The sequence below is a fragment of the Mesorhizobium sp. M0601 genome (assembly GCF_040320845.1).
Taxonomy (GTDB): Bacteria; Pseudomonadota; Alphaproteobacteria; order Rhizobiales; family Rhizobiaceae; genus Mesorhizobium.
This window is the reverse complement of the sequence record NZ_JAMYQK010000034.1, coordinates 37,255-56,263: the sequence shown is the minus strand read 5'-3', so window position 1 is coordinate 56,263 and position 19,009 is coordinate 37,255. Positions and strand designations below refer to the sequence as shown.

Here is a 19,009-nt window from a genome sequence, read left to right as displayed (position 1 = left end):
TCGGAAGAGCATAGGCGATGGGGACCGGACCTTTCTTTGGCCGGCGGCAATCGAGAGGCTGTCTACAGTGGGACTTTTTGGCATGACCGAGAGAACTTACGCGCGCGTTGCGCTGCTGGCGCCGCTTGTCGTATCGGGCCTCGCTTTGTCCGGCTGCATGGGCTCGCCCACTTACGGGACCGACAAGACCGCGGGCGCGCAGCTTGCCGGCGACCTCACCGGGGCTTTTTCCTTCGCACCCAAGCGCAAGGATAGTATCGACTACAAGCCGCGCCCCACACTGGTGAAGCCAGGGCCGGGGCAGAAGGAAGTCTTGCCGCCGCCGCAGGAAAGCATCGAGACGGCGAGTGCCGAATGGCCCGAATCGCCGGAGCAGCGCCGTGCCCGCCTGCGCGCCGATGCCACCCTGCATCAGGACGACCCGGCCTACCAGGCGCAGGTCATCGATGACGTGCAGACGGATCCGGCGTCGGTCAAGGCCGCGCTGAAGCTGTCGGGCTCGAGCCACCCGCCAGCCTGGACTCCGGCCGATTCGGACAAGAGCCGCGCCGCGGAAATCATGCGCCGCCGGGCTGAAGGCAAACAGGGCGACCCGACCACCCGCAGATATCTGAGCGAGCCACCGGTGCAATACCGCGCTGCCGCCGCCACCGCGCCGCAGGGTGACCTCGGCGAGGACGAGTACAAGAAGGAACGCCGCCTCAAGAGGGAGGCGGCTGCCAAGAGTAAGAGCGGCGGCATGTTCGACTGGCTGCCCTGGTAGGCTGACGGCGCCAGAGACGTTCTTGCCCTGGATTGGCTGGCTGGATTGGCTGACTTGGATGGACCGTCTGCCGGACCAGAAAATCAGGCTCCGCGTCGCTCGCGAAAAAAGTCCTTCAGCAATGCTGCTGCTGCGTTCTCGGCCATGCCCGGATAGATGTCGGGCACATGGTGGCAGGTCGGTGACGTGAAGAAGCGAACGCCGTTGACCACTGCGCCGCCCTTCTCGTCCGCAGCGCCGAAATAAAGCCGGCGCAGCCTGGCGAAGGAGATGGCGCCGGCACACATGGCGCACGGCTCCAGCGTCACATAGAGATCGTGGCCGCTGAGCCGCTCGCTGGAAAGCTTGCGGCAGGCCTCGCGGATCGCCAGCATCTCGGCATGGGCGGTGGGATCGGCAAACTCGCGGGTGCGGTTGCCGGCACTCGCAACGACCGTATCGCCGCCGACGACGACCGCGCCAACCGGCACCTCGCCACGCTGGGCGGCGGCTTCGGCTTCTTTCAGCGCCAGTGCCATGAAATCCTGCCGCTTCACGCGGTTTCCATTCCGATTATCTCCTCGCCACTAGAGCGCGATCCTGTTACTACCCGCGCAAACGAGCAAAGGCCACATGGACGACAAAAACAAGAAATTCCCGCGCAAGGCCGGCCCGAAGCCGGCAGGGACGCGTGGTCGCGATAGCGCTCCCGGCAAGGGCGGCAAGCCGTCCTTCGGCGCCAAAAAACCTTACGCTCCGCGCGGCGACCGGCCGGCAGCTGCCGAAGGCGAGCGGCCGAAGCGCGACTTCAAAGGCGGCGACCGGCCATTCAGCAAAGGGCCGCGTCCGGAAGGCAAGCCTTATGAACAGCGCGAGGGTCCACGCAAGCCTTACACTCCGCGCGGCGACCGGCCGGCAGCTGTCGAAGGCGAGCGCGGCGAGAGGCGCTTCGACCGTCCCAAGCGTGATTTTGGCGGCGATCGACCCCATGGGGCACAAACGGCACAGGCCGCATCGGAAGGCGGCTTCAAGCCGCGCCCGCGTCGCGTCGAGGCAACGGAAGAAGCCGGCGAACGCATTGCCAAGCGGCTGGCGCGTGCCGGCCTGGCCTCGCGCCGCGACGCCGAGGAACTGATTGCGGCCGGCCGCGTCAAGGTCAATGGCAAGGTGTTGTCCTCGCCGGCCTTCAACGTCATGCCCGGCGACATCATCCATCTCGACGGCATGGAGATCCCGCCGATCGAGCGCACCAGGCTGTTCCTGTTCCACAAGCCGGCCGGCGTGGTCACGACAAACCGCGATCCCGAAGGCCGCAAGACCGTCTTCGATGTGCTGCCGCCCGGGCTGCCGCGGCTGATGACCATCGGCCGGCTCGACATCAACACCGAAGGCCTGCTGCTGCTCACCAATGATGGTGGCCTGTCGCGCGTGCTCGAACTGCCGGCGACCGGCTGGTTGCGACGCTACCGCGTGCGCGTTCACGGCAAGGTCGAGGAAAGCGCGCTTGCAGGGCTGCGCGAAGGCATTGCCGTCGACGGTGTCTTTTATGGCGCCATCGAGGCGACGCTCGACCGCGAGCAGGGTTCGAACGCCTGGCTGACACTCGGCCTGCGCGAAGGCAAGAACCGCGAGGTCAGGAACATCCTGGGCGCGCTCGGTCTCGACGTGACGCGGCTGATCCGCATTTCCTACGGGCCGTTTCAACTCGACGATTTGCCGGAAGGCCATGTGCTGGAGATCAAGGGCCGCGTGCTGCGCGACCAGCTCGGCGAGCGCCTGGTCGAAGAGTCCGGCGCCAATTTCGATGCCGATATCGCCAAGCCGTTTTCCAACAAGCCGGTCAGGCGTGAGCGCGAAGAGGAGCCCGAGCGGCCGAAATTCACCCGCGACGGCGAACGCCGGCCGATCGGCGAGGGCGGCCTGATCAAGAACCGCAAGCGCCGCGAAGGCAGCCGCGACGAAGCGCTCGGCAAGCTGTCGACAAGCCCTGACAGGACCTTTGGGCCAAAAAAGAGCTTTGGCGAGCGTGGCCCCAGACCTGAACGCAGCGACTTCGGGGACAAACCCCGCGGCGACAAGCCTCGTGGCGGCTTCGGTGGGAAAAAATCCGAACGCGAGCAGCGGCCGATCGAGCCGCCGGGCCAGCGCAAGGCCAATGTCTGGATGGCGCCGGGCGCACGGCCGATCGGCAAGGGCAGGGCGGAGGCAGACGCCGCCAAGGCGGCGGAAAACAAGGCGCGCAAGGCATCGTTCAAGCCGTCTTACGGCAAGCCCGGCGGCAAGCCGCAAGGCGGCGGTGCAAAGCCGTTCGGCAAACCGCGCGGCGAGCGCCCGGATGGCGGTGGCGACCGGCCGCGCGGCGGCCCGAAGGGAAGCAATGCGGATCGTCGGCGGTGAGTTTCGCGGGCGTCCGCTGGCGACGCCCCGCACCTTTGCCATCCGCCCGACCACCGACCGCACGCGTGAGGCGGTCTTCAACGTGCTGGCGCATCGCTTTCCTGAAAAACTGGACGGCGCGCGCGTGCTCGACCTGTTCGCCGGCACCGGCGCGCTCGGCCTCGAAGCGCTGTCGCGCGGCGCCTCCTACGCTGTCTTCATCGAAGAATCCGCCGAAGGGCGCGGCCTGATCCGCACCAATGTCGAGGCCTTCGGCCTCACCGGCCGCACCAAGATATTCCGCCGCGACGCGACGGGCTTGGGCGAGGCGGGCACCATCGCCGCATTCGGCCTTGTCTTCGCCGATCCGCCCTATGGCAAAGGCCTTGGCGAACGTGCGTTGCGCTCGGCCAAGGCCGGTGGTTGGCTCGCCCCTGGCGCGCTCTGCGTCGTCGAGGAAGCGGCGGCGGCGCCGTTCGAGGCAGGGCCGGGCTTTTCGGTTGTCGACGAGCGCAACTATGGCGAGACGGTCATCCGGTTCATCGAGGCCGCCTGAGTTCGGCTTCCACGGTGGCGCCTTCAAAATGACGAACAATTCGCTTTGCCTCGACCAGCAACCCCGCCTATCGTCCCACCACAAACCGGAGCCATCTATGACATTTCAGGCTGAATGGCTGCGCGAAACGCTCTTGGGACTGGCTCTGGTGATGGCCGCGCCGGCTCTGGCGGATAACAATCCTGACGATGGCGTCGTGACCGATTTCCTGCTCGACAACGGCATGGAGGTCGTCGTCGTCCCCGATCACCGCGCCCCCATCGTCACCCATATGGTCTGGTACAAGATCGGCAGCGCCGACGAGCCGCCGGGCAAGTCCGGCATTGCCCATTTCTTCGAGCATCTGATGTTCAAGGCGACCAGCACCCATGCGGCGGGCGAGCTCGACCGTGCCGTCGCCGCCATCGGCGGCTCGGACAACGCCTTCACCTCATACGACTACACCGCCTTTCACGAGACGGTGGTGCCGCAGGCGCTCGGTGAGATGATGGGCTTCGAGGCCGACCGCATGCGCAATCTCATCCTCAACGACGACGTCATCAAGACCGAGCGCGACGTCATCCTCGAGGAGCGCCGCTCCCGCATCGATAGCAATCCGCAGGCGGTGCTCGACGAGGAGATCGACGCCACGCTGTGGCAGAACCAGCCCTACCGCATTCCGGTCATCGGCTGGATGCAGGAGATGGAGAAGCTGAACCGCACCGACGCGATGGCTTTCTACAACAAATACTATACACCCAATAACGCCGTGCTGGTGGTGGCCGGCGATGTCGAGCCGGAAACGGTTAAGGCGCTGGCCGAAAAGACCTTTGGCAAGATCGCGCGCGGCCCGGATCTGCCACCGCGCATCCGCCCGGTCGAGCCGGAGCAGAACACCAGGCGCACGGTGACGCTGACCGACGGGCGTGTCAGCGTGCCGAGCTTCACCACGCAATGGGTGGTCCCGTCCTATCACACGGCAAAGTCCGGCGAAGCCGAAGCGCTCGACGTGCTGTCCGAAATCCTCGGCGGCGGCAACCGCAGCCGGCTCTACCAGGAGCTTGTCGTCAGGCAAGGCATCGCCGCCGAGGCCGGCGCCTTCTTCCAGGGCACCATGCTCGACGACACCAATTTCACCGTCTACGGCGCGCCGCGCGGCGATGCCAAGCTTGCCGACATCGAAGCCGCGGTCGAGGCCGAGATCGCCCGCATCGCGAAAGACGGCGTCACCAGCGACGAGCTGGAAAAATCCAAGGACCGTTTCGTACGTTCGATGATCTTTGCCCGCGACAAGCAGGAGGACATGGCCAACATCTACGGCTCGACGCTCGCCACAGGCGGCAACGTCCAGGACGTCCAGCAATGGCCGGACCGCATCCGCAAGGTCACCGCCGACCAGGTCAAGGAAGTCGCTGCCCGCTATCTCAATCTCGACCACGCAACGACCGGTTATTTGCTTCCCGAAACCCAGGCTGGGAATTGATTTGATGATGAGTTTGAGCGTCGGCGCCGCCCCTCACCTGCCTGCCCGCATCCTCTCCCCGTATAGGGACGGGGAGAGGGGCGCCGCCATCGACGGTTTCGTCAATCTTCAGCGTTTGCAGGGCGAGCGCCGGGACAGCGGCCAGCCCCTTCTCCCCGTCACTATACGGGGAGAAGTGCCCGGCAGGGCGATGAGGGGCGGCGCCGACCTTGGCAATTGGCGCGCCGGCCCTCTTCTGGCCACCCTCATTCTCTCCCTCGTCTTTCTCCTCCTGCCGGCGCTTTCCGCTCGCGCCGCCATGAACATCCAGGAGGTGACCTCGTCGAAGGGCATCACCGCCTGGCTGGTGGAGGATTATTCGGTGCCGATCGTCGCCATCCGCTTCGTCTTCGATGGCGGCGCGACGCAGGACCCGCCCGGCAAGGAAGGGCTTGCCAATCTGATGAGCGGCCTGTTCGACGAAGGTGCCGGCAACCTCGACAGCGAGGCCTTCCAGATCAAGCTCGACGACGTCGGTGCAGAGATGAGCTTCGAGGCGCAGCGCGACGGCATCTACGGCTCGATGCGCATGCTGGCCGACCAGCGCGACGGCGCCTTCGACCTGCTGCGCGTGGCGGTCAACCAGCCGCGCTTCGACCAAGTGCCGATCGACCGCATCCGCGCGCAAATCCTGTCCGGCATCATCGCCAACGAGCGCGATCCCGATACGCTCGCCCAACGCAAATGGCTGGAAGCGATCTACGGCAGGCATCCCTATTCGCGGCCCGACCAGGGCACCAGGCAAAGCATCGCGACGATCACGCCGGCCGATCTCGGCGCCTTCCACAAGGCGAATTTCGCCCGCGACGGCCTGCATGTCGCGGTGGTCGGCGCCATCGACGCCGAGACGCTGAAGCAGAAGCTCGACCTGGTGTTCGGCAGCCTGCCGGAAAAGCAGGCGCTGACGCCCGTTCCCGACATCGAGCTGAAGCTCGGCCAGCAGCTCGAGGTCGTTTACGACCAGCCGCAGGCCTCGCTGCAACTCGCCTATCCCGGCGTGAAGCGGAATGCGCCGGATTTTTTCGCCGCGGTGCTGATGAACGAGATCCTCGGCGGCGGCACGTTCACCTCGCGGCTGTTCGACGAGGTGCGCGAGAAGCGCGGCCTGGCCTACAGCGTCAGCTCCGACCTCGTCGACCACCAGCATTCCGAGGCGCTGTCCATCACCACCTCGACCCGCGCCGACAGGGCGGCCGAGACGCTGGCCGTGGTGCGCGACGTGGTCAAGCGCATGGCCGAGGAGGGGCCGACCGAAGCCGAGCTGGCGGCGACCAAGAAATACATGATCGGCGCCTATGCCATAAACAATCTGAATTCCTCCGGCGCGATCGCCTCAACGCTGGTCGAGATCCAGCTCGGCAAGCTCGGCATCGACTACATGCAGCGCCGCGCCGCCCTGATAAACGCGGTGACGCTGGACCAGGTGAAAGCGGTGGCGAAAAAGCTGCTCTCCGCCGAGCCGGCCGTCATGGTGGTCGGGCCGAAGCTCGGCGCGGCCAACAAGGGATGAGCCCTAGCTTCGGCATCGCCTTTGGCGGCGGCGGGGCGCGTGGGCTGGCGCATATCCATGTCATCGAGGCGCTGGACGAGCTGGGCATAAGGCCGGCGGCAATCGCCGGCTCGTCGATCGGCGCCATCATGGGCGCCGGCATGGCCTCGGGCATGACCGGCAAGGACATCCACGACTATACGCGCTCGATCCTCGGCCGTCGCGCCGAAGTGGCGACGCGCATGTGGCGGGCGCGGCCCGGCACTTTTGCCGAGGCGATGCAGGCCGGCCTGCGGGTCAGCCAGTTCAATGTCGAGCGCATCCTCAAGGCGTTCCTGCCCGACGCCATTCCTGAGACCTTCGCCGAATTGAAGATACCGCTGAAGGTGACGGCAACGGACTTTTATGGCCACAAGCTCGCCGTGTTCGACGAAGGCGAGCTGCATTCGGCGCTGGCCGCCTCGGCGGCGATCCCGGCGGTGTTCCGCCCGGTGATGCGCGACGGCAGGCTGCTGATCGACGGCGGCATCTACAATCCCGTGCCGTTCGACCTGATCGAGCTCGACGCCGACATCATCATCGCCGTCGACGTGGTCGGCGCGCCGACCGAGGCCGGCCGCAAATTCCCGACCTCCGTCGACCTGATGTTCGGCGCCACGCAGCTGATGATGCAGTCGATCATCGCCAGCAAGCTGAACCAGAGCCGGCCCGACATTCTGATCAGGCCGGCCGTTTCGAAATACCGGGTGCTTGATTTCATGAAGGTCGAGGCGCTGATGGCCGAGACGGTGGCGATCAAGGACGAGCTGAAGCGCGAGATCGAGAAGGCGCTCAGGGCGCGGGAAGACGCTGCGGTCGAGGGCAGGCAGCGGACGGTGTAGGGGCGCTGCCAATCTCCCCCCTTGAGGGGGAGATGTCGCCGAAGGCGACAGAGGGGGTCGTCTCGCGTAATGCGCCAACCCCCCACTGCCGCAAGAGAGGAGCCGAGCCCGGTCGAACCGCCCCCCTCTGCCCTGCCGGGCATCTCCCCCTCAAGGGGGGAGATTGGCTCATCACGCCATCCCAGCCGCATACTCCAGTGCCACCACGCCGTTGCTGAATTGCCTGGCCGAAATCAGCTCGAGCGGCAATTGCGCGCCAGGCGGGAACAGCAGCTTACCCTGGCCGACGGCACCGGGGTAGCTGAGCAGCCTGATGCGGTCGACAAGGCCGTGGCGCAGCAATTCCTGCGCGACGCTGAGGCTGCCATGCACATAGATGTTGCCGCCGCTGCCTTGCTTCAGCCCTCTGACCGCTTCCGGCAATGCGCCCTGCAGCAGCTCGGCCGGCTGCCAGTCGAGCGCCTGCAAGCTGGTCGAGGCGACATATTTCGGCAGCGCATTGAAGCGGTCGGCGAAATCTCCGGTCTCCTTGGGCCACGAGCCGGCAAAGATCTCATAGGTCGTGCGCCCCAACAGCATGGCGCCACTGTCGGCAAGCTCGTCGTCCTTGAACTTCTGCATCTCATCGTTCCAGGCCACGCTCGGCAGCTTCTCGACCTCGGCAATGCCATCGACGCTGATGAATTCGGTGATGATGAGTTTTCTCATGGCGGGTTCCTTTCTGGCAGGGCCGAATGGCGCGGGCCTTATGCGACATGCGCCGTCAACTAGCGCGGCGCTTTTTCAGGGGGAGGGTTTTCCCTGTTCGCTTCCAAAGACCGATACCGTGGAAAAAGCTTCTCCGACCTGCCCGTCGTTCGGTCATGCCACAAGGTCCGCATCGGGGGCCGGTCTTTTTTGCCGATTGGATCTGGGTCGTAGTCACCGGCTGCCTACAGGTTGGCAATTCCGGCTTTCAGCAGTCCTTCGCGGACGTGCTGCACATCAGACTCCTGGGCATAGTGCAGGGTGGCGATGAATGAATCGAGGTCGAATTGGGGATCGAGCGTTCTGATTTTGCCTAGATGCGCCGCGGCCGCGATTTCGTCGCCGAGCCAGCCGTAGCAGGCAGCGGCGAAAGCGTGCTGAGCCGAGTCCATGGTTGACAGATGCATGAAAGCTTCGATCGCCTCGCCATACTGGCGCGCGGCGAAATGCGCCTTTCCCAGATGGCTCCAGAACCTCTCCGGGTGGTGCGGGTTCAACTGCATTGCCTTGCGGATCCATTCAATTCCCTCTTCCGGCCTGCCCAGCCACGTCAACAACTCGCCTTGCTGCACCACCACGAGGTCGTAATTGGGATTGAGGGCCAGCGCCCGCTCTTGATGGTAGCGCGCTGTGGTCAGCTCATTGTTGTTCACGTTCACTGCCGCGAGGATGCGATGGACATCGGCATCGTTGTTGTCCAGCGCCAGCGCCCTGTCCAGCGCCGCCATAATGTTGTTCCAGATAGCATCCCTGTCTTCGCACCAGTTATGGACCCAGGCCTGGCCAAGAATGCAGGCCCGCCAGGCATGGGCATGGGCATAATCGGGGTCGAGCGTGACGGCCCTTTCTATCAAGGTTTGCGCGCGTTCATTATCCGCAATCGTGCTTCGGTGATGCAGCACCTTGGCAGCAAGCACACATTCATACGCGGCCATGTTTGCAGGTTTCGCCCGCGCGAGCTGGTCCCGCTGAGCCGCCTCGACACGACCGGGCAGCGTGGCTGCGATCGCCGCCGTCACCTCATCCTGAATCGCGAATATGTCGTCCAGCTTCCGGTCATATTTGTCTGCCCAAATATGAGCGTCATTCGCCGTGTCGATGAGCTGAACCGTCACGCGCACCCTGTCGCCGATCTTGCGGACGCTTCCCTCCACCAGGTATTGGACGGTGAGTTTCTCGGCCACCTCGCGAACATTCACGGCGCGGTTCTTGTAGACGAAGCTGGAATTGCGCGAGATGACGAACAGCTCATGGTGGCGGGACAGTTCGGTGATGATGTCCTCGGTCAGTCCGTCCGCGAAAAATTCCTGCTCGGGGTCGCCGCTCATGTTGGTGAATGGCAGCACCACTATCGAAGGTTTCGAGATGGATCGCTTCGCCTCGACTTCCGGCAGGGCAGGACTGTCAAACCCAACGCGATAGAGGCGAACCGGGCGGCTGATGTTCTTTAACACCTTCTCGCCCAGGTCCTCCATGGCAATTTCGAGACGGTCGGCAATTTGGGTCGCCACCGCTGCGGTCACGCAGATACCGCCGACGTCGGCGAGTTGCTCGATGCGTGAGGCAATATTGACGCCGTCGCCGAAAATGTCCTCATCGTCGAAAATGATGTCGCCGAGATTTATGCCGATCCTGAATTCGATACGCCGTTCTTGCGGCACATCCGAATTGCGCCGTTTCATGCGCTGTTGGATTTCCACGGCGCATTTCACGGCATCGGTCACGCTCTGGAACTCAACGAGCATGCCGTCTCCGGTGGTCTTGATGATCCGGCCCTTGTTCTTCGCGATGGCGGGATCGACCAGTTCTATGCGATGGGTCCGAAGGCGTGCGAGCGTGCCGGATTCGTCGGCCTCCATCAGCCGACTGTAGCCCGCCATATCGGCAGCCAGAATTGCGGCTAGTCTCTGTTCCATCGCTGAACCAAAAACCAAGCTTATCCTTCCTGGGTTGCCAAATCCAGCAATTTGGGCTTGTGGCTGAATCAAGACGTCTTCTACCGCAGCAGCAACAAAGGGCGGATCAGAACCCTCCGCCAGGTGGCTGCGAACTCGATCGCATCAATCGCGGGAGGGATCCGCGCGGCGTCAAGCTCGTCGAGGCGACATATTTCGGCAGCGCGTTGAACCGCTCGGCAAAGTCTCCGGTTTCCTTAGGCCACGAGCCGGTAAAAATCTCATAGGTCGTGCGCCCCAAAAGCATGGCGCCGCTGTCGGCAAGCTCGTCCTCCTTGAAGTTTTGCATCTCATCGTTCCAGGTCACGCCCGGCAGCTTCTCGACCTCGGCAATGCCTTCGACGCTGATGAATTCGGTGACGATGAGTTTTCTCATGGCGGGCTCCTTATGGTGGAGGACGGACGGCGCCGTCTCAGCTATACGCGAGAGAAGAAATATCGGCTAGGATCTCGGCAGAATCCAAAACAGGCAGGTTAGCTAAGCTGATAGTATAACGGATTGACAGGACGCCCGGAGGAAGCTGAAAATTCTGTGGTAGGCTCGGAAATTCCTCATCGACTTCGAAAATTTGCACATCCCTGATGTGAAACCGTACAAGGTCGGGCGAGCGGCGCATTTCATCTGACCAGTTCAGTGCGTTCAGCCGCGTCATGAAACCGTCGATGGCGGCTGCGTCGCGGCGAATATCGTCAATCACAGCGTCGATAAGAGTGGCGAGCGACTTCGCACCAGCCGTAGACTCCTCTAACTGGACCGAGGCGAAAAGAAGCCTGCGGCCTTCGGGTGCGATCAGCTGGTCCACTCGCGAAATTTCGTGCTCATGACGACTGCGAGTTGTCGCTTTGACCTCCATGTGGACTTGGTCGCTGACGAAGTCGTGACGTTCTTTGTCAGGCCCGCTCCAGAGGTAGACTGCATCAGACCCGAGCGCCGGAAGCCACACTACCTGCAGCATCAGAAGTTCACCCACTAAGCCAATCTGCTCTCTGTGAGACATCGGCTGACGGAGCGGTCTCCATGCGGATTGCCAGCTGCGCACAATCGATATAGCGACAGCCCAGGGGTCGCGGCCCTCCCCATGAATGGCCTCGATGACTTGGCCGCAGAGGGCGGCGAACATAGCTTCATGCGCCGCAGGCGACTGCAGGTCGAGGCATTCCGTTTCCCCTAGCCGGGCTTGGCGCAGTCGAAGGCCGTTGTAATCCGGTGGCAGTTCGCGGTTGGGTGCACCAGCTACAGGGGCCAGCAGATGGAGCGCACCAGCGGCGTCGACCGCCAGTTCCAAGCCAGTCTCCTCATCGTAGTGTGTGACTGTCGTGGTTGGGCTTAATTCTTCCCCGGGAGGCCTCCGGGCACGCAGATCCCGCCAAGCTGCGATCAGGGCTTCGCTGTTCACCCGACCACACCCCGATTGACGATAGCGTTCGATCGACCATCCGACGTCTGCGGCAGGCTAAGCGCGATAGCAATAACCGCGTCGACACCCGGTGCCTCCAACGGCGCCGGGTTTAGTGGGTAGAGGAGCAGCAGTCCCTGAGTGGCCGGTCGAGCGGCACGCATGGCTTCGGCGTCAAAGTTACCAGATGCACGGCGGAAGGCGTCGGCCCCCCCCACCAGATCGACACCCTCGTGACGAGGGTCAATGAGGATTCCGATACTCTCGGCACTGTTTCGTGATCGCGTCACTAGGCGGCTGCGGACACCTCCGATTTCAACAGACGCACCATCATGTGCCCCGGTCAGAAACAGGGACCACTCAGTCAACTCACCTTCGGCCACGCGCCGCATGATCCAGTCGGCGATGTCGTCGCCCCTGAGAGCGACGGTGTCCGGATGCGTCTGATAGGCCCTAAGGAAGTCGCATACGATCTCTGGCGACAGGTCTCGGAAAATCCAGCCGCCGGACAGTTCACGGCCTGGAGCTGCCATCGCGACGAGTCGGTCCGCCAGGAGGCGATTGGCCTGCAGACGCACCGGATCCCTGAGCGGAAGGATGACCGTCTGGGGATGCTCGCCCGACCAAGACTCCCGAAGCGTCTCTGCCATGCCAGACTTGTTGCGTGCTGTTAGGAGGAGGCCGCTGTGAGCCCGGAGCCGGATCGCCATCTCCGAAGGCCGCCGGCCCGCGCGATAGAGTGCCTGCAGACTATCTCTTAGGGACTGCTCGACGAGCGCCAACTCCGTGAACCAATGGGCGATGCCGTCTGTCGTCCAAATACGAATTAGGTCCTCATAGTCCGTGCGGAAACCATACCAGCGGGCCATCTGCAGCAGAGTGTCGGCCATAGTGGCCGTGCGAAGGAAATACGAGATCGTTAGCCCTTCCAGGGTAAGACCTCGAGACAGGCGGTTACCGCCAACCGCTACAACGTGGCGATCTGGCCGCATATCATACTCTAGGTTCTCGCCGGTGGCGCTGTTGAGCTCGACTACATCGACGCGCCTTAGCACCTCGAGCGCCGCGGCGGCGACGTCTTCTGGACTAGCCGGCAGTTCAACACCTCGAAAACAAAGATCAAGTTGCTCGCGGAATAAATCATTGAGGTCCTGCCCTTGGCGCAGGGCCTCAAGCCAGAGAGTCTGCTGACAACGTATTGCCTCCGCTACGCGCTCCTGATCCCGGACGCGAGAACTCACATGAACGAGCATGGTATGAGGCTCGCCGGCCAAGCCGGTCCGGTGCTCGCGGACCGCCCCTGCCAGACAGAAGGCGATCAACGCGTCGGCAAGCGAGTCCGGCAAAAGTACCTGCTGGGGGCCGGCTACCACCGGAGCGGCTGACCGACGTCGCGCCGCTCGCTTCAGTTCACTGACGTCTTCGTCTTCAACGCGGCGAAAGACGTCCCGCCCCTGCGCACTAACGCCGAATAATTCTTCGGTCCCCGTATAGCCTTCGGGCCTGGGCAGCTGCAGCGCAAAGTCCCTCGGGAACAGGTCGTCGCCTACCCGTCGGTCGGTTGCGGATGGGTCGATAAGGATGTTGGCGAAAGGCGTGGCTGTGTAGGCCACATAGGCCGCCTTGGTCGCACGACCGAGGAGTGAGCGGATCAATGAGTTAGTGGGCGTGGGTCCGTCGCGGCTTCGTGCCGGCTCCTCCTCTTCGTCATCCATCGACGGGTCCGGCGCGCGATTGCTGCGGGTATTAATCGACGCCTGATCGGCCTCGTCATCAATCAGAAGCATGGGTAGGGCGTCGAGCAAGGGTCCCGCCGTCTTTAGCCACGCATCCAGGCGCTCGAGAACAGGGACGATCTTCTTGGCAACGATTAAGAAGACGCCAGGTTGTACAAGGAAATCGACACCCGGGTCTCTGAAATCTTCGGTCTCGCCTGTGAGTACCGTCCAAGCCGGCCCACCACTCTCCCCCTGACCGACCAGCTCACGCTCGAGCCGAGCTTGAGTCTGGTTGCGAAGGGCGTCGTGTATGCCAGAAAGGACAATGATCAGGCGATAACCCGCGTCGACGGCGCGTGCCGAAAGGGCGGTATAGTTGGCCGTTTTGCCGCTCTGGACGTAACCGACGACCAGACCGCGTCCCTGAAAGGGCTCCGGCTTTCGAGGGTCGGGCAGGTGGCGCAGCACCCGCGCAGATTCTGAAGCCAGGCTCGCCAGCGGTTCCGCCAGCCACCGGCCTCCCGCCCTTAGACGACGCTCCAGGCGACCCCATGCGCCCTCTGGCGAGGGTGGGAGATCGTCTGTCCAGCTAGGGGTGGACGGTCGGAGCTCTCTGAGCCGCACCGTAGTCATACCCCGGCAGCACCTTCGATAAGCGCTTGCTGAACGTCAACTTGGTCAAGCTCTTCAAGGAAGGCGGCTAGGGCCGCCGTGGCCTCCGGGTTCGACTCAACGGCACGAGCGAGTTCGACCAACGCCGAGCTGGTCGAACTGACTTGCAGGACGCGGTCGCCATTGAAGCCGTCGGAGATCTTCCAGGCGAACTTGGCCGTGGTCACCGGACGAATGGTGATTGGCGAAACGGAAGACGGCTGGGGCGCTGGATCAGAGAGGCCGGGGTTGATCGAACCGCCCTGAGTGTCGCCAGGAGACTGAGGCGCCGTCGAGGTTGGATCAACCGCGCGCAGCCCTTGCGTAGGCGTAGGCACAGGCGGAGCCGGCTTAGGTGAGGATCTGCGACCATATTTGGCGAAACTTGCCTTGCGAACAGGTTCGGCTAGCGACTTGATCTGCTCCTGAAGATAGCCCGGGAGCGACACCTCCTGCTTAGAAATATTGATCTGGAAGGCCTCGTCGAGCAGCTTGTCAAACTCGACTATGACACGGGCTAGCTTTGTCTTCTCTTCGTTGGTCTTCCAGATGCCATGCCAGCCCCCCCATTTGATGAGTCGATCGTTGCGATAGATGAAAAGACCCTGGGTCTCATTACGACGCCCGCCATAGCCGATGCGATCGATGGCCTTCTGGCCGGCTGCCAGTCCGATCGAGGAATGATGGTCCTTCAACTCATCCTCCGTCGGAAGAAGGAAGGGCTGTACTCGGACATCTGCATGTCCAATCTCAAGTGGTACGCGAATGACTTTGGAGTCGAACGGTTGCGCCAGCGGGTGGCCTGCTGGGCCATTCTGCTCAATTGGAATTTCGTTGATGCGGATCGTGAGCTGCGGACGTCCCTTGGCCTCTCCTTCTAGAAACCTATGAAAGACCAGTTCCAGGTGCCGTGTCAGTTCCTGAATCTCCGCGACGTGGGGCGAAACGCCTTTGGCCGAGGGCGCAGATAGTGGCATCTTCATGTGCTTCCACAGAACCGCGGTGCCTTTCTGAGGTATTTTTGTAGCATCATCTTCCCACGGCTCCAGTGGGGCTTCGATGACCGAAAAATCCGCCATATCTTGCTTGTCCCAGCCAAGGTGGATAAGGGGCTGGCCCGCCTGCTTCGTGACCACAGTCACGGCTCGGGCCTGCGACCAGGACGCTCCCTTCAGGCCATAGCCGTACTTGCCAAGACTCCGAACACCGTAGGTGGTGTCACTGCCGATACGCAACGCTTCGTCAAGCGTTTGCGCATCCATGCCAGTGCCGTTGTCGCGGATAACCATCCAGCGACCGTGGCCATTGTTAGGAGGATCGAAGGTGATATCGATCTCGGTGGCTCCGGCCTCGATTGAATTGTCGATGATGTCGGCAACGGCCGTCGGAAGTCGATGGCCTGCATCACCGAGCATGCCGACGAGGCGTTCGGCATTCGGCGGCAATTTCCGTCTGCCGTTCGACGACTGGATGGCATCAAGCGACGTCGGATTCGAGGTGTCGGTCATGGCGGAGGGATCCCAGCTGACAGAGAGCGTGAACATGTCGGGTCGAGCGACGGAAAGAAGACGGCGAACTCGCACGCTCTCCTCCGGCTCGAGTGCAATCATTCCGGCCCGCAATAGACCTGAGGTCGAGCCGTCGGCAAGGACAGTCTGGGCGGTCAGATCATCCTTTGAAAACACGACCCAGGCACCGGTCGCGGGGAAGGAACTAGCTTCGATCTGCATCGCAAAAAGACAGCCGGGTTCCACGAAGTCGTAAAGTTCATCGGTAGGGCAATTGCCTTCGAAGCGCCAGTTCTTGGCTTGGCGCTTCAGTGAATGATCGAAGGTTTGAGGACCATCATCGGTGTCGTAACGAAGAAGCAGCGGTATGCGATCGTAATCGTTAGCTGCGGGAAAGACGCGATCAACCACGTCCCTATCGAAGTTGATCGCTCTTTGTCGTGATCCCTCGCGGCCACTGCGGCGATAGGCGTGGAACATGCCTAGCTCGCTGTGCTGTAGCACCCTCAGGATAAGAAAGTTCATTTAGCCCCCCCGCCGATACTGCCAGCGATTCACCCCTCAGCCCACCATAGGCGATTGAATGCGATTTTCACAATCCTCGGCCACGTTGCTTCGACCGCGCGGTCGAATGCGACAGCCGACGAGTTCGACATGAGATCAAGACTTGCTGTTCTGCCTTCAATTCTCTCTGACACACCTGCGTCACCAGTTTTCGAATCAACGCCGTGTCGGAGGGCATACTCGACAGAAATGATCACCTGTGTGGATTTGCGCAGTTGTGTTGACGAGGCGAGGTTAACGGCCGACTTTGCGCTTCGGGAGCCGAATCGATGAGCCAAACCGCGTACAAATGCTGACACCTCCGAAAAATGTGTGTCTGTCCGAGACAGTTCGTCATGTGCGCGGGTGCAGGATGTCGCCTTTAATTGCGCGATTTGTCTGTGAGTATCTGAACTGTGCGGGAAATGGCTTCGACCATCGCCCTAGCGGTAACGCACATAGGGAGCGCAGTTCTTGAATCGAGTGGCGGACGCCTCAGTCTTGACGCGCATCGAACGTCTCCAAAGTGGAGGTCGGCCCCGCGTATTGGACCTGTTTTCAGGCTGTGGGGGCCTGTCTCTAGGATTCCACGCAGAGGGCTTCGAGATTGCGGCGGCGGTAGAGTTCGATCCAGCGGCCGCAGCCTCGCATGGGGCCAATTTCCATCCCGACGATCCGCGGCATGCACGTCCGCGCGACATTACAAAGCTGAGGCCAGAAGGTTTGGCGGATGAATTGGACTTGGGCCAAGTCGACGCCGCAGTCGACGTCCTCGTCGGCGGCCCGCCGTGCCAGGCTTTCGCGCGGGTAGGACGCCCTAAGTTGCGCGAGGTCGCCGAGCACCCTGAGGCGTTCCGGCTGGACACTCGAGCTCGTCTCTATCTCGACTACCTAAAGTTCGTGCAGGCTTTCCGTCCTCTTGCCCTGGTGATGGAGAATGTCCCGGATGTTCTGAACCATGGCGGTCAAAACGTGGCGGAGGAGACTCGAGAATTTCTGGAGTCGATCGGCTACGCAACACGCTATACTTTGCTAAACGCCGCCTTCTATGGCGTCCCGCAGATGCGCGAGCGGATGATCCTGATCGCGGTTCGGCACGAGCTAGGCGTTGATGTCTCGTTTCCTTCGCCGACGCATTTCATGCAGCTTCCCTCTGGCTATGCAGGAAGTCGCCAAGTGGCGCTCAAATTGCTGAAGGGCAATTTGCTTGGCAATGCTCAGGGATACGTGGCGGCCGAGCCGCCGAATAAAAATCTGACGCCGGCGGTGACCGCCGCGGAGGCACTCGGGGATCTTCCAGTCATCACCGAACATCTTCGGGGCGAACTCCGGCGGGGAGTGCGACGCTTCGATCGTGTGGCGATGTATCCAACTTTGTCACCGACGGACTATGCCCGCCTTATGCGGGAATGGCCTGATTTCGAGAATAACACAGGCGTTCTGGACCACGTGATTCGGTATCTGCCGCGCGACTGGAAGCTGTTCGCGCGGCTGAGGCCCGGCGACCAGTATCCCGAGGCGCACGCCGTGGCCGTCAGAATGTTCGAAGAGGCTTTGGCAAAGCTGAAGTCTGAGAACGGCTCTGCTCCTCGTAGGGACTCAGCCGCGTGGGAAGCGCTCAGAGCATCGATCGTGCCACCCTACGACACTGGTAAGTTTCCGAACAAGTGGCGCAAGATGGAGCCAAATCTGCCAGCGCGGACTTTGATGGCGCACTTGGGCAAAGACAGCTACAGCCACATACATTATGACAGCGCTCAGGCGCGGACCATTTCCGTCCGAGAGGCGGCCCGGCTGCAGTCCTTCCCCGACGGTTTCGTATTTCGCGGCGCAATGAACGCCGCCTTTCGGCAGATCGGTAATGCGGTGCCGCCCCTTCTGGCGCGGGCCGTGGCAAGAGAAATCGCTGAGATTTTCGCAAAAGTGGCAGGCCAGGGCCGGCGGCACTTGAGCCGCTTTGCCACTGCCTGACATCCGATGGCAAGGCGTCAGGCCACGCGCGCCGACCCGCTTACGTCAGAGCAGCGCCGCCTCAACATGTCGCGGATTCGGGCGCGCGATACAGGCCCCGAGATGGTCATCCGGCGTGGTCTGCATGCGCTCGGCCTTCGGTACCGACTGCATGATCGACGTCTGCCTGGCACACCAGATCTCGTTTTTCCCGGAGCTCGAGCCATCGTCTTCGTGAACGGCTGCTTCTGGCATGGCCACGAGTGCTCACTTGGCGTTACGCCGCGATCGAATGCTGCTTTCTGGTCAGAGAAGATCGCACGCACCCAAGCTAGAGATCGGGAAGCGTTTCAGAAGCTGGAAAGTGAAGGCTGGCGATTGGCGGTCGTTTGGGAATGTGCGCTTAGAGGACCCGTTCGCCGACCGGTGGAGTCGGTTCTGGACGATCTTGCGACATTCCTGTGCTCAGGCGCGGAGCGAGGGCGGCTTGACATTAGTGGTGAATAGACCGGAGCAGCAGGCACGACCTAATCCCACCGCCCCTTGCCATCCCCCACGCCTTCCCCTAATCTCCCTCTGAGAAAACCTTTTCCCAAACCGCCCCGCGCACGCTGACCTCACCAATCAGCACCCGCAGGACCATAAGAGAAAAGCTTTTCTCAAATGGGAGTATCGATATCCAAATCATGGCGTCCGACGCCCAGCCAGCGCCCGCCAAGAACCCCGTCACCCTCCGTGAGGTGGCAGCATTTGCCGGCGTCAGCATGGCCACTGCCTCAAAAGCCCTCAACGGGCAGGGGCGGATGACCGCCGAGACGCGGACGCGTATTCGCGAGACGGCGCAGCGGCTTGGCTTTCGCCCGAACAGCCTGGCGCAGAGCCTGTTGCGGCGGCTCCCTTACCGTCGGGCCCGCTGACCAACGACCTATCGCCGCGCCTTCGGCGCGCATTTGTGACGGTCACCGCCCTCATGAAGCAACTCTGATCCCAAATAT

The 19,009-nt window shown here is 62.4% G+C and carries 15 protein-coding genes and 1 pseudogene; 9 read left to right on the top strand and 7 right to left on the bottom strand.

What is annotated here, in order from left to right; translation table 11 throughout:
- Positions 1-82 precede the first annotated feature (82 nt).
- The gene (locus tag NKI41_RS24965) at positions 83-763 is read left to right on the top strand and encodes a hypothetical protein (RefSeq protein ID WP_352453465.1); all 681 of its coding nucleotides are present in this window, start codon (positions 83-85) and stop codon (positions 761-763) included.
- Positions 764-846: 83 nt separating this feature from the next.
- Here NKI41_RS24965 and NKI41_RS24960 read toward each other — a convergent pair whose 3' ends face one another.
- Positions 847-1,299, bottom strand: a complete 453-nt coding sequence (locus NKI41_RS24960) for a nucleoside deaminase (RefSeq protein ID WP_352474534.1) — start codon at positions 1,297-1,299, stop codon at positions 847-849.
- Between the two features lie 76 nt (positions 1,300-1,375).
- On the opposite strand from NKI41_RS24960, the gene NKI41_RS24955 reads away from it, so the two are divergent.
- The 5 genes from NKI41_RS24955 (at position 1,376) to NKI41_RS24935 (ending at position 7,545) form a co-directional block, all read left to right on the top strand.
- Positions 1,376-3,139: a pseudouridine synthase gene (locus tag NKI41_RS24955; protein ID WP_352685519.1), complete on the top strand. Its 1,764-nt coding sequence runs from the start codon at positions 1,376-1,378 to the stop codon at positions 3,137-3,139.
- Entirely contained in the window at positions 3,120-3,674 is a 555-nt protein-coding gene (gene rsmD, locus NKI41_RS24950) for a 16S rRNA (guanine(966)-N(2))-methyltransferase RsmD (RefSeq protein WP_352475003.1), read from the top strand. Before NKI41_RS24955 ends, rsmD begins: the two co-directional genes overlap by 20 nt.
- Before the next feature lie 97 nt (positions 3,675-3,771).
- On the top strand, positions 3,772-5,136 hold the full coding sequence (locus NKI41_RS24945) for a M16 family metallopeptidase (RefSeq protein ID WP_352685518.1): 1,365 nt from the start codon (positions 3,772-3,774) through the stop codon (positions 5,134-5,136).
- 190 nt (positions 5,137-5,326) lie between these two features.
- Complete coding sequence (locus NKI41_RS24940) at positions 5,327-6,685, top strand: M16 family metallopeptidase (protein ID WP_352685531.1); 1,359 nt, start codon at positions 5,327-5,329, stop codon at positions 6,683-6,685.
- On the top strand, positions 6,682-7,545 hold the full coding sequence (locus NKI41_RS24935; RefSeq protein ID WP_352685517.1) for a patatin-like phospholipase family protein: 864 nt from the start codon (positions 6,682-6,684) through the stop codon (positions 7,543-7,545). The genes NKI41_RS24940 and NKI41_RS24935 overlap by 4 nt, the downstream gene beginning before the upstream one ends.
- Before the next feature lie 171 nt (positions 7,546-7,716).
- Here the strand turns inward: NKI41_RS24935 and NKI41_RS24930 are convergent, their stop codons facing one another.
- The 6 genes from NKI41_RS24930 to NKI41_RS24905 all read right to left on the bottom strand — a co-directional run bounded on the left by NKI41_RS24930 (position 7,717) and on the right by NKI41_RS24905 (position 16,046).
- On the bottom strand, positions 7,717-8,253 hold the full coding sequence (locus NKI41_RS24930; protein WP_352685516.1) for a dihydrofolate reductase family protein: 537 nt from the start codon (positions 8,251-8,253) through the stop codon (positions 7,717-7,719).
- Between the two features lie 224 nt (positions 8,254-8,477).
- Positions 8,478-10,208 (bottom strand): adenylate/guanylate cyclase domain-containing protein, encoded by a 1,731-nt coding sequence (locus NKI41_RS24925; RefSeq protein WP_352685530.1) that lies wholly within the window; start codon positions 10,206-10,208, stop codon positions 8,478-8,480.
- Positions 10,209-10,314: 106 nt separating this feature from the next.
- The gene (locus NKI41_RS24920) at positions 10,315-10,623 is read right to left on the bottom strand and encodes a dihydrofolate reductase family protein (protein ID WP_352685515.1); all 309 of its coding nucleotides are present in this window, start codon (positions 10,621-10,623) and stop codon (positions 10,315-10,317) included.
- Positions 10,624-10,660: 37 nt separating this feature from the next.
- A complete protein-coding gene (locus tag NKI41_RS24915) occupies positions 10,661-11,644 on the bottom strand; it encodes a PD-(D/E)XK motif protein (protein WP_352685514.1) in 984 nt (327 codons plus the stop codon).
- Positions 11,641-13,830, bottom strand: a complete 2,190-nt coding sequence (locus NKI41_RS24910) for a Z1 domain-containing protein (RefSeq protein WP_352685513.1) — start codon at positions 13,828-13,830, stop codon at positions 11,641-11,643. Before NKI41_RS24910 ends, NKI41_RS24915 begins: the two co-directional genes overlap by 4 nt.
- A gap of 161 nt (positions 13,831-13,991) precedes the next feature.
- The gene (locus NKI41_RS24905) at positions 13,992-16,046 is read right to left on the bottom strand and encodes an ATP-binding protein (protein WP_352685512.1); all 2,055 of its coding nucleotides are present in this window, start codon (positions 16,044-16,046) and stop codon (positions 13,992-13,994) included.
- A 564-nt stretch (positions 16,047-16,610) separates the two neighbouring features.
- Here NKI41_RS24905 and NKI41_RS24900 point away from each other — a divergent pair.
- The 3 genes and pseudogenes from NKI41_RS24900 to NKI41_RS24890 form a co-directional block, all read left to right on the top strand.
- Positions 16,611-18,035, top strand: a complete 1,425-nt coding sequence (locus NKI41_RS24900) for a DNA cytosine methyltransferase (RefSeq protein ID WP_352685511.1) — start codon at positions 16,611-16,613, stop codon at positions 18,033-18,035.
- A gap of 6 nt (positions 18,036-18,041) precedes the next feature.
- On the top strand, positions 18,042-18,521 hold the full coding sequence (locus NKI41_RS24895; RefSeq protein ID WP_352685510.1) for a very short patch repair endonuclease: 480 nt from the start codon (positions 18,042-18,044) through the stop codon (positions 18,519-18,521).
- A 179-nt stretch (positions 18,522-18,700) separates the two neighbouring features.
- Positions 18,701-18,907: pseudogene (locus tag NKI41_RS24890) on the top strand (LacI family DNA-binding transcriptional regulator); the annotation flags it as partial.
- Positions 18,908-19,009 lie beyond the last annotated feature (102 nt).

Coding starts and splice junctions, on each gene's coding strand:
- NKI41_RS24930 (WP_352685516.1), bottom strand. CDS start 8,253: ATGAGAAAACTCATCATCACCGAATTCATCAGCGTCGATGGCATTGCC.
- NKI41_RS24920 (WP_352685515.1), bottom strand. CDS start 10,623: ATGAGAAAACTCATCGTCACCGAATTCATCAGCGTCGAAGGCATTGCC.
- NKI41_RS24945 (WP_352685518.1), top strand. CDS start 3,772: ATGACATTTCAGGCTGAATGGCTGCGCGAAACGCTCTTGGGACTGGCT.
- NKI41_RS24965 (WP_352453465.1), top strand. CDS start 83: ATGACCGAGAGAACTTACGCGCGCGTTGCGCTGCTGGCGCCGCTTGTC.
- NKI41_RS24925 (WP_352685530.1), bottom strand. CDS start 10,208: ATGGAACAGAGACTAGCCGCAATTCTGGCTGCCGATATGGCGGGCTAC.
- rsmD (WP_352475003.1), top strand. CDS start 3,120: ATGCGGATCGTCGGCGGTGAGTTTCGCGGGCGTCCGCTGGCGACGCCC.
- NKI41_RS24935 (WP_352685517.1), top strand. CDS start 6,682: ATGAGCCCTAGCTTCGGCATCGCCTTTGGCGGCGGCGGGGCGCGTGGG.
- NKI41_RS24895 (WP_352685510.1), top strand. CDS start 18,042: ATGGCAAGGCGTCAGGCCACGCGCGCCGACCCGCTTACGTCAGAGCAG.
- NKI41_RS24905 (WP_352685512.1), bottom strand. CDS start 16,046: ATGAACTTTCTTATCCTGAGGGTGCTACAGCACAGCGAGCTAGGCATG.
- NKI41_RS24940 (WP_352685531.1), top strand. CDS start 5,327: ATGAGGGGCGGCGCCGACCTTGGCAATTGGCGCGCCGGCCCTCTTCTG.
- NKI41_RS24955 (WP_352685519.1), top strand. CDS start 1,376: ATGGACGACAAAAACAAGAAATTCCCGCGCAAGGCCGGCCCGAAGCCG.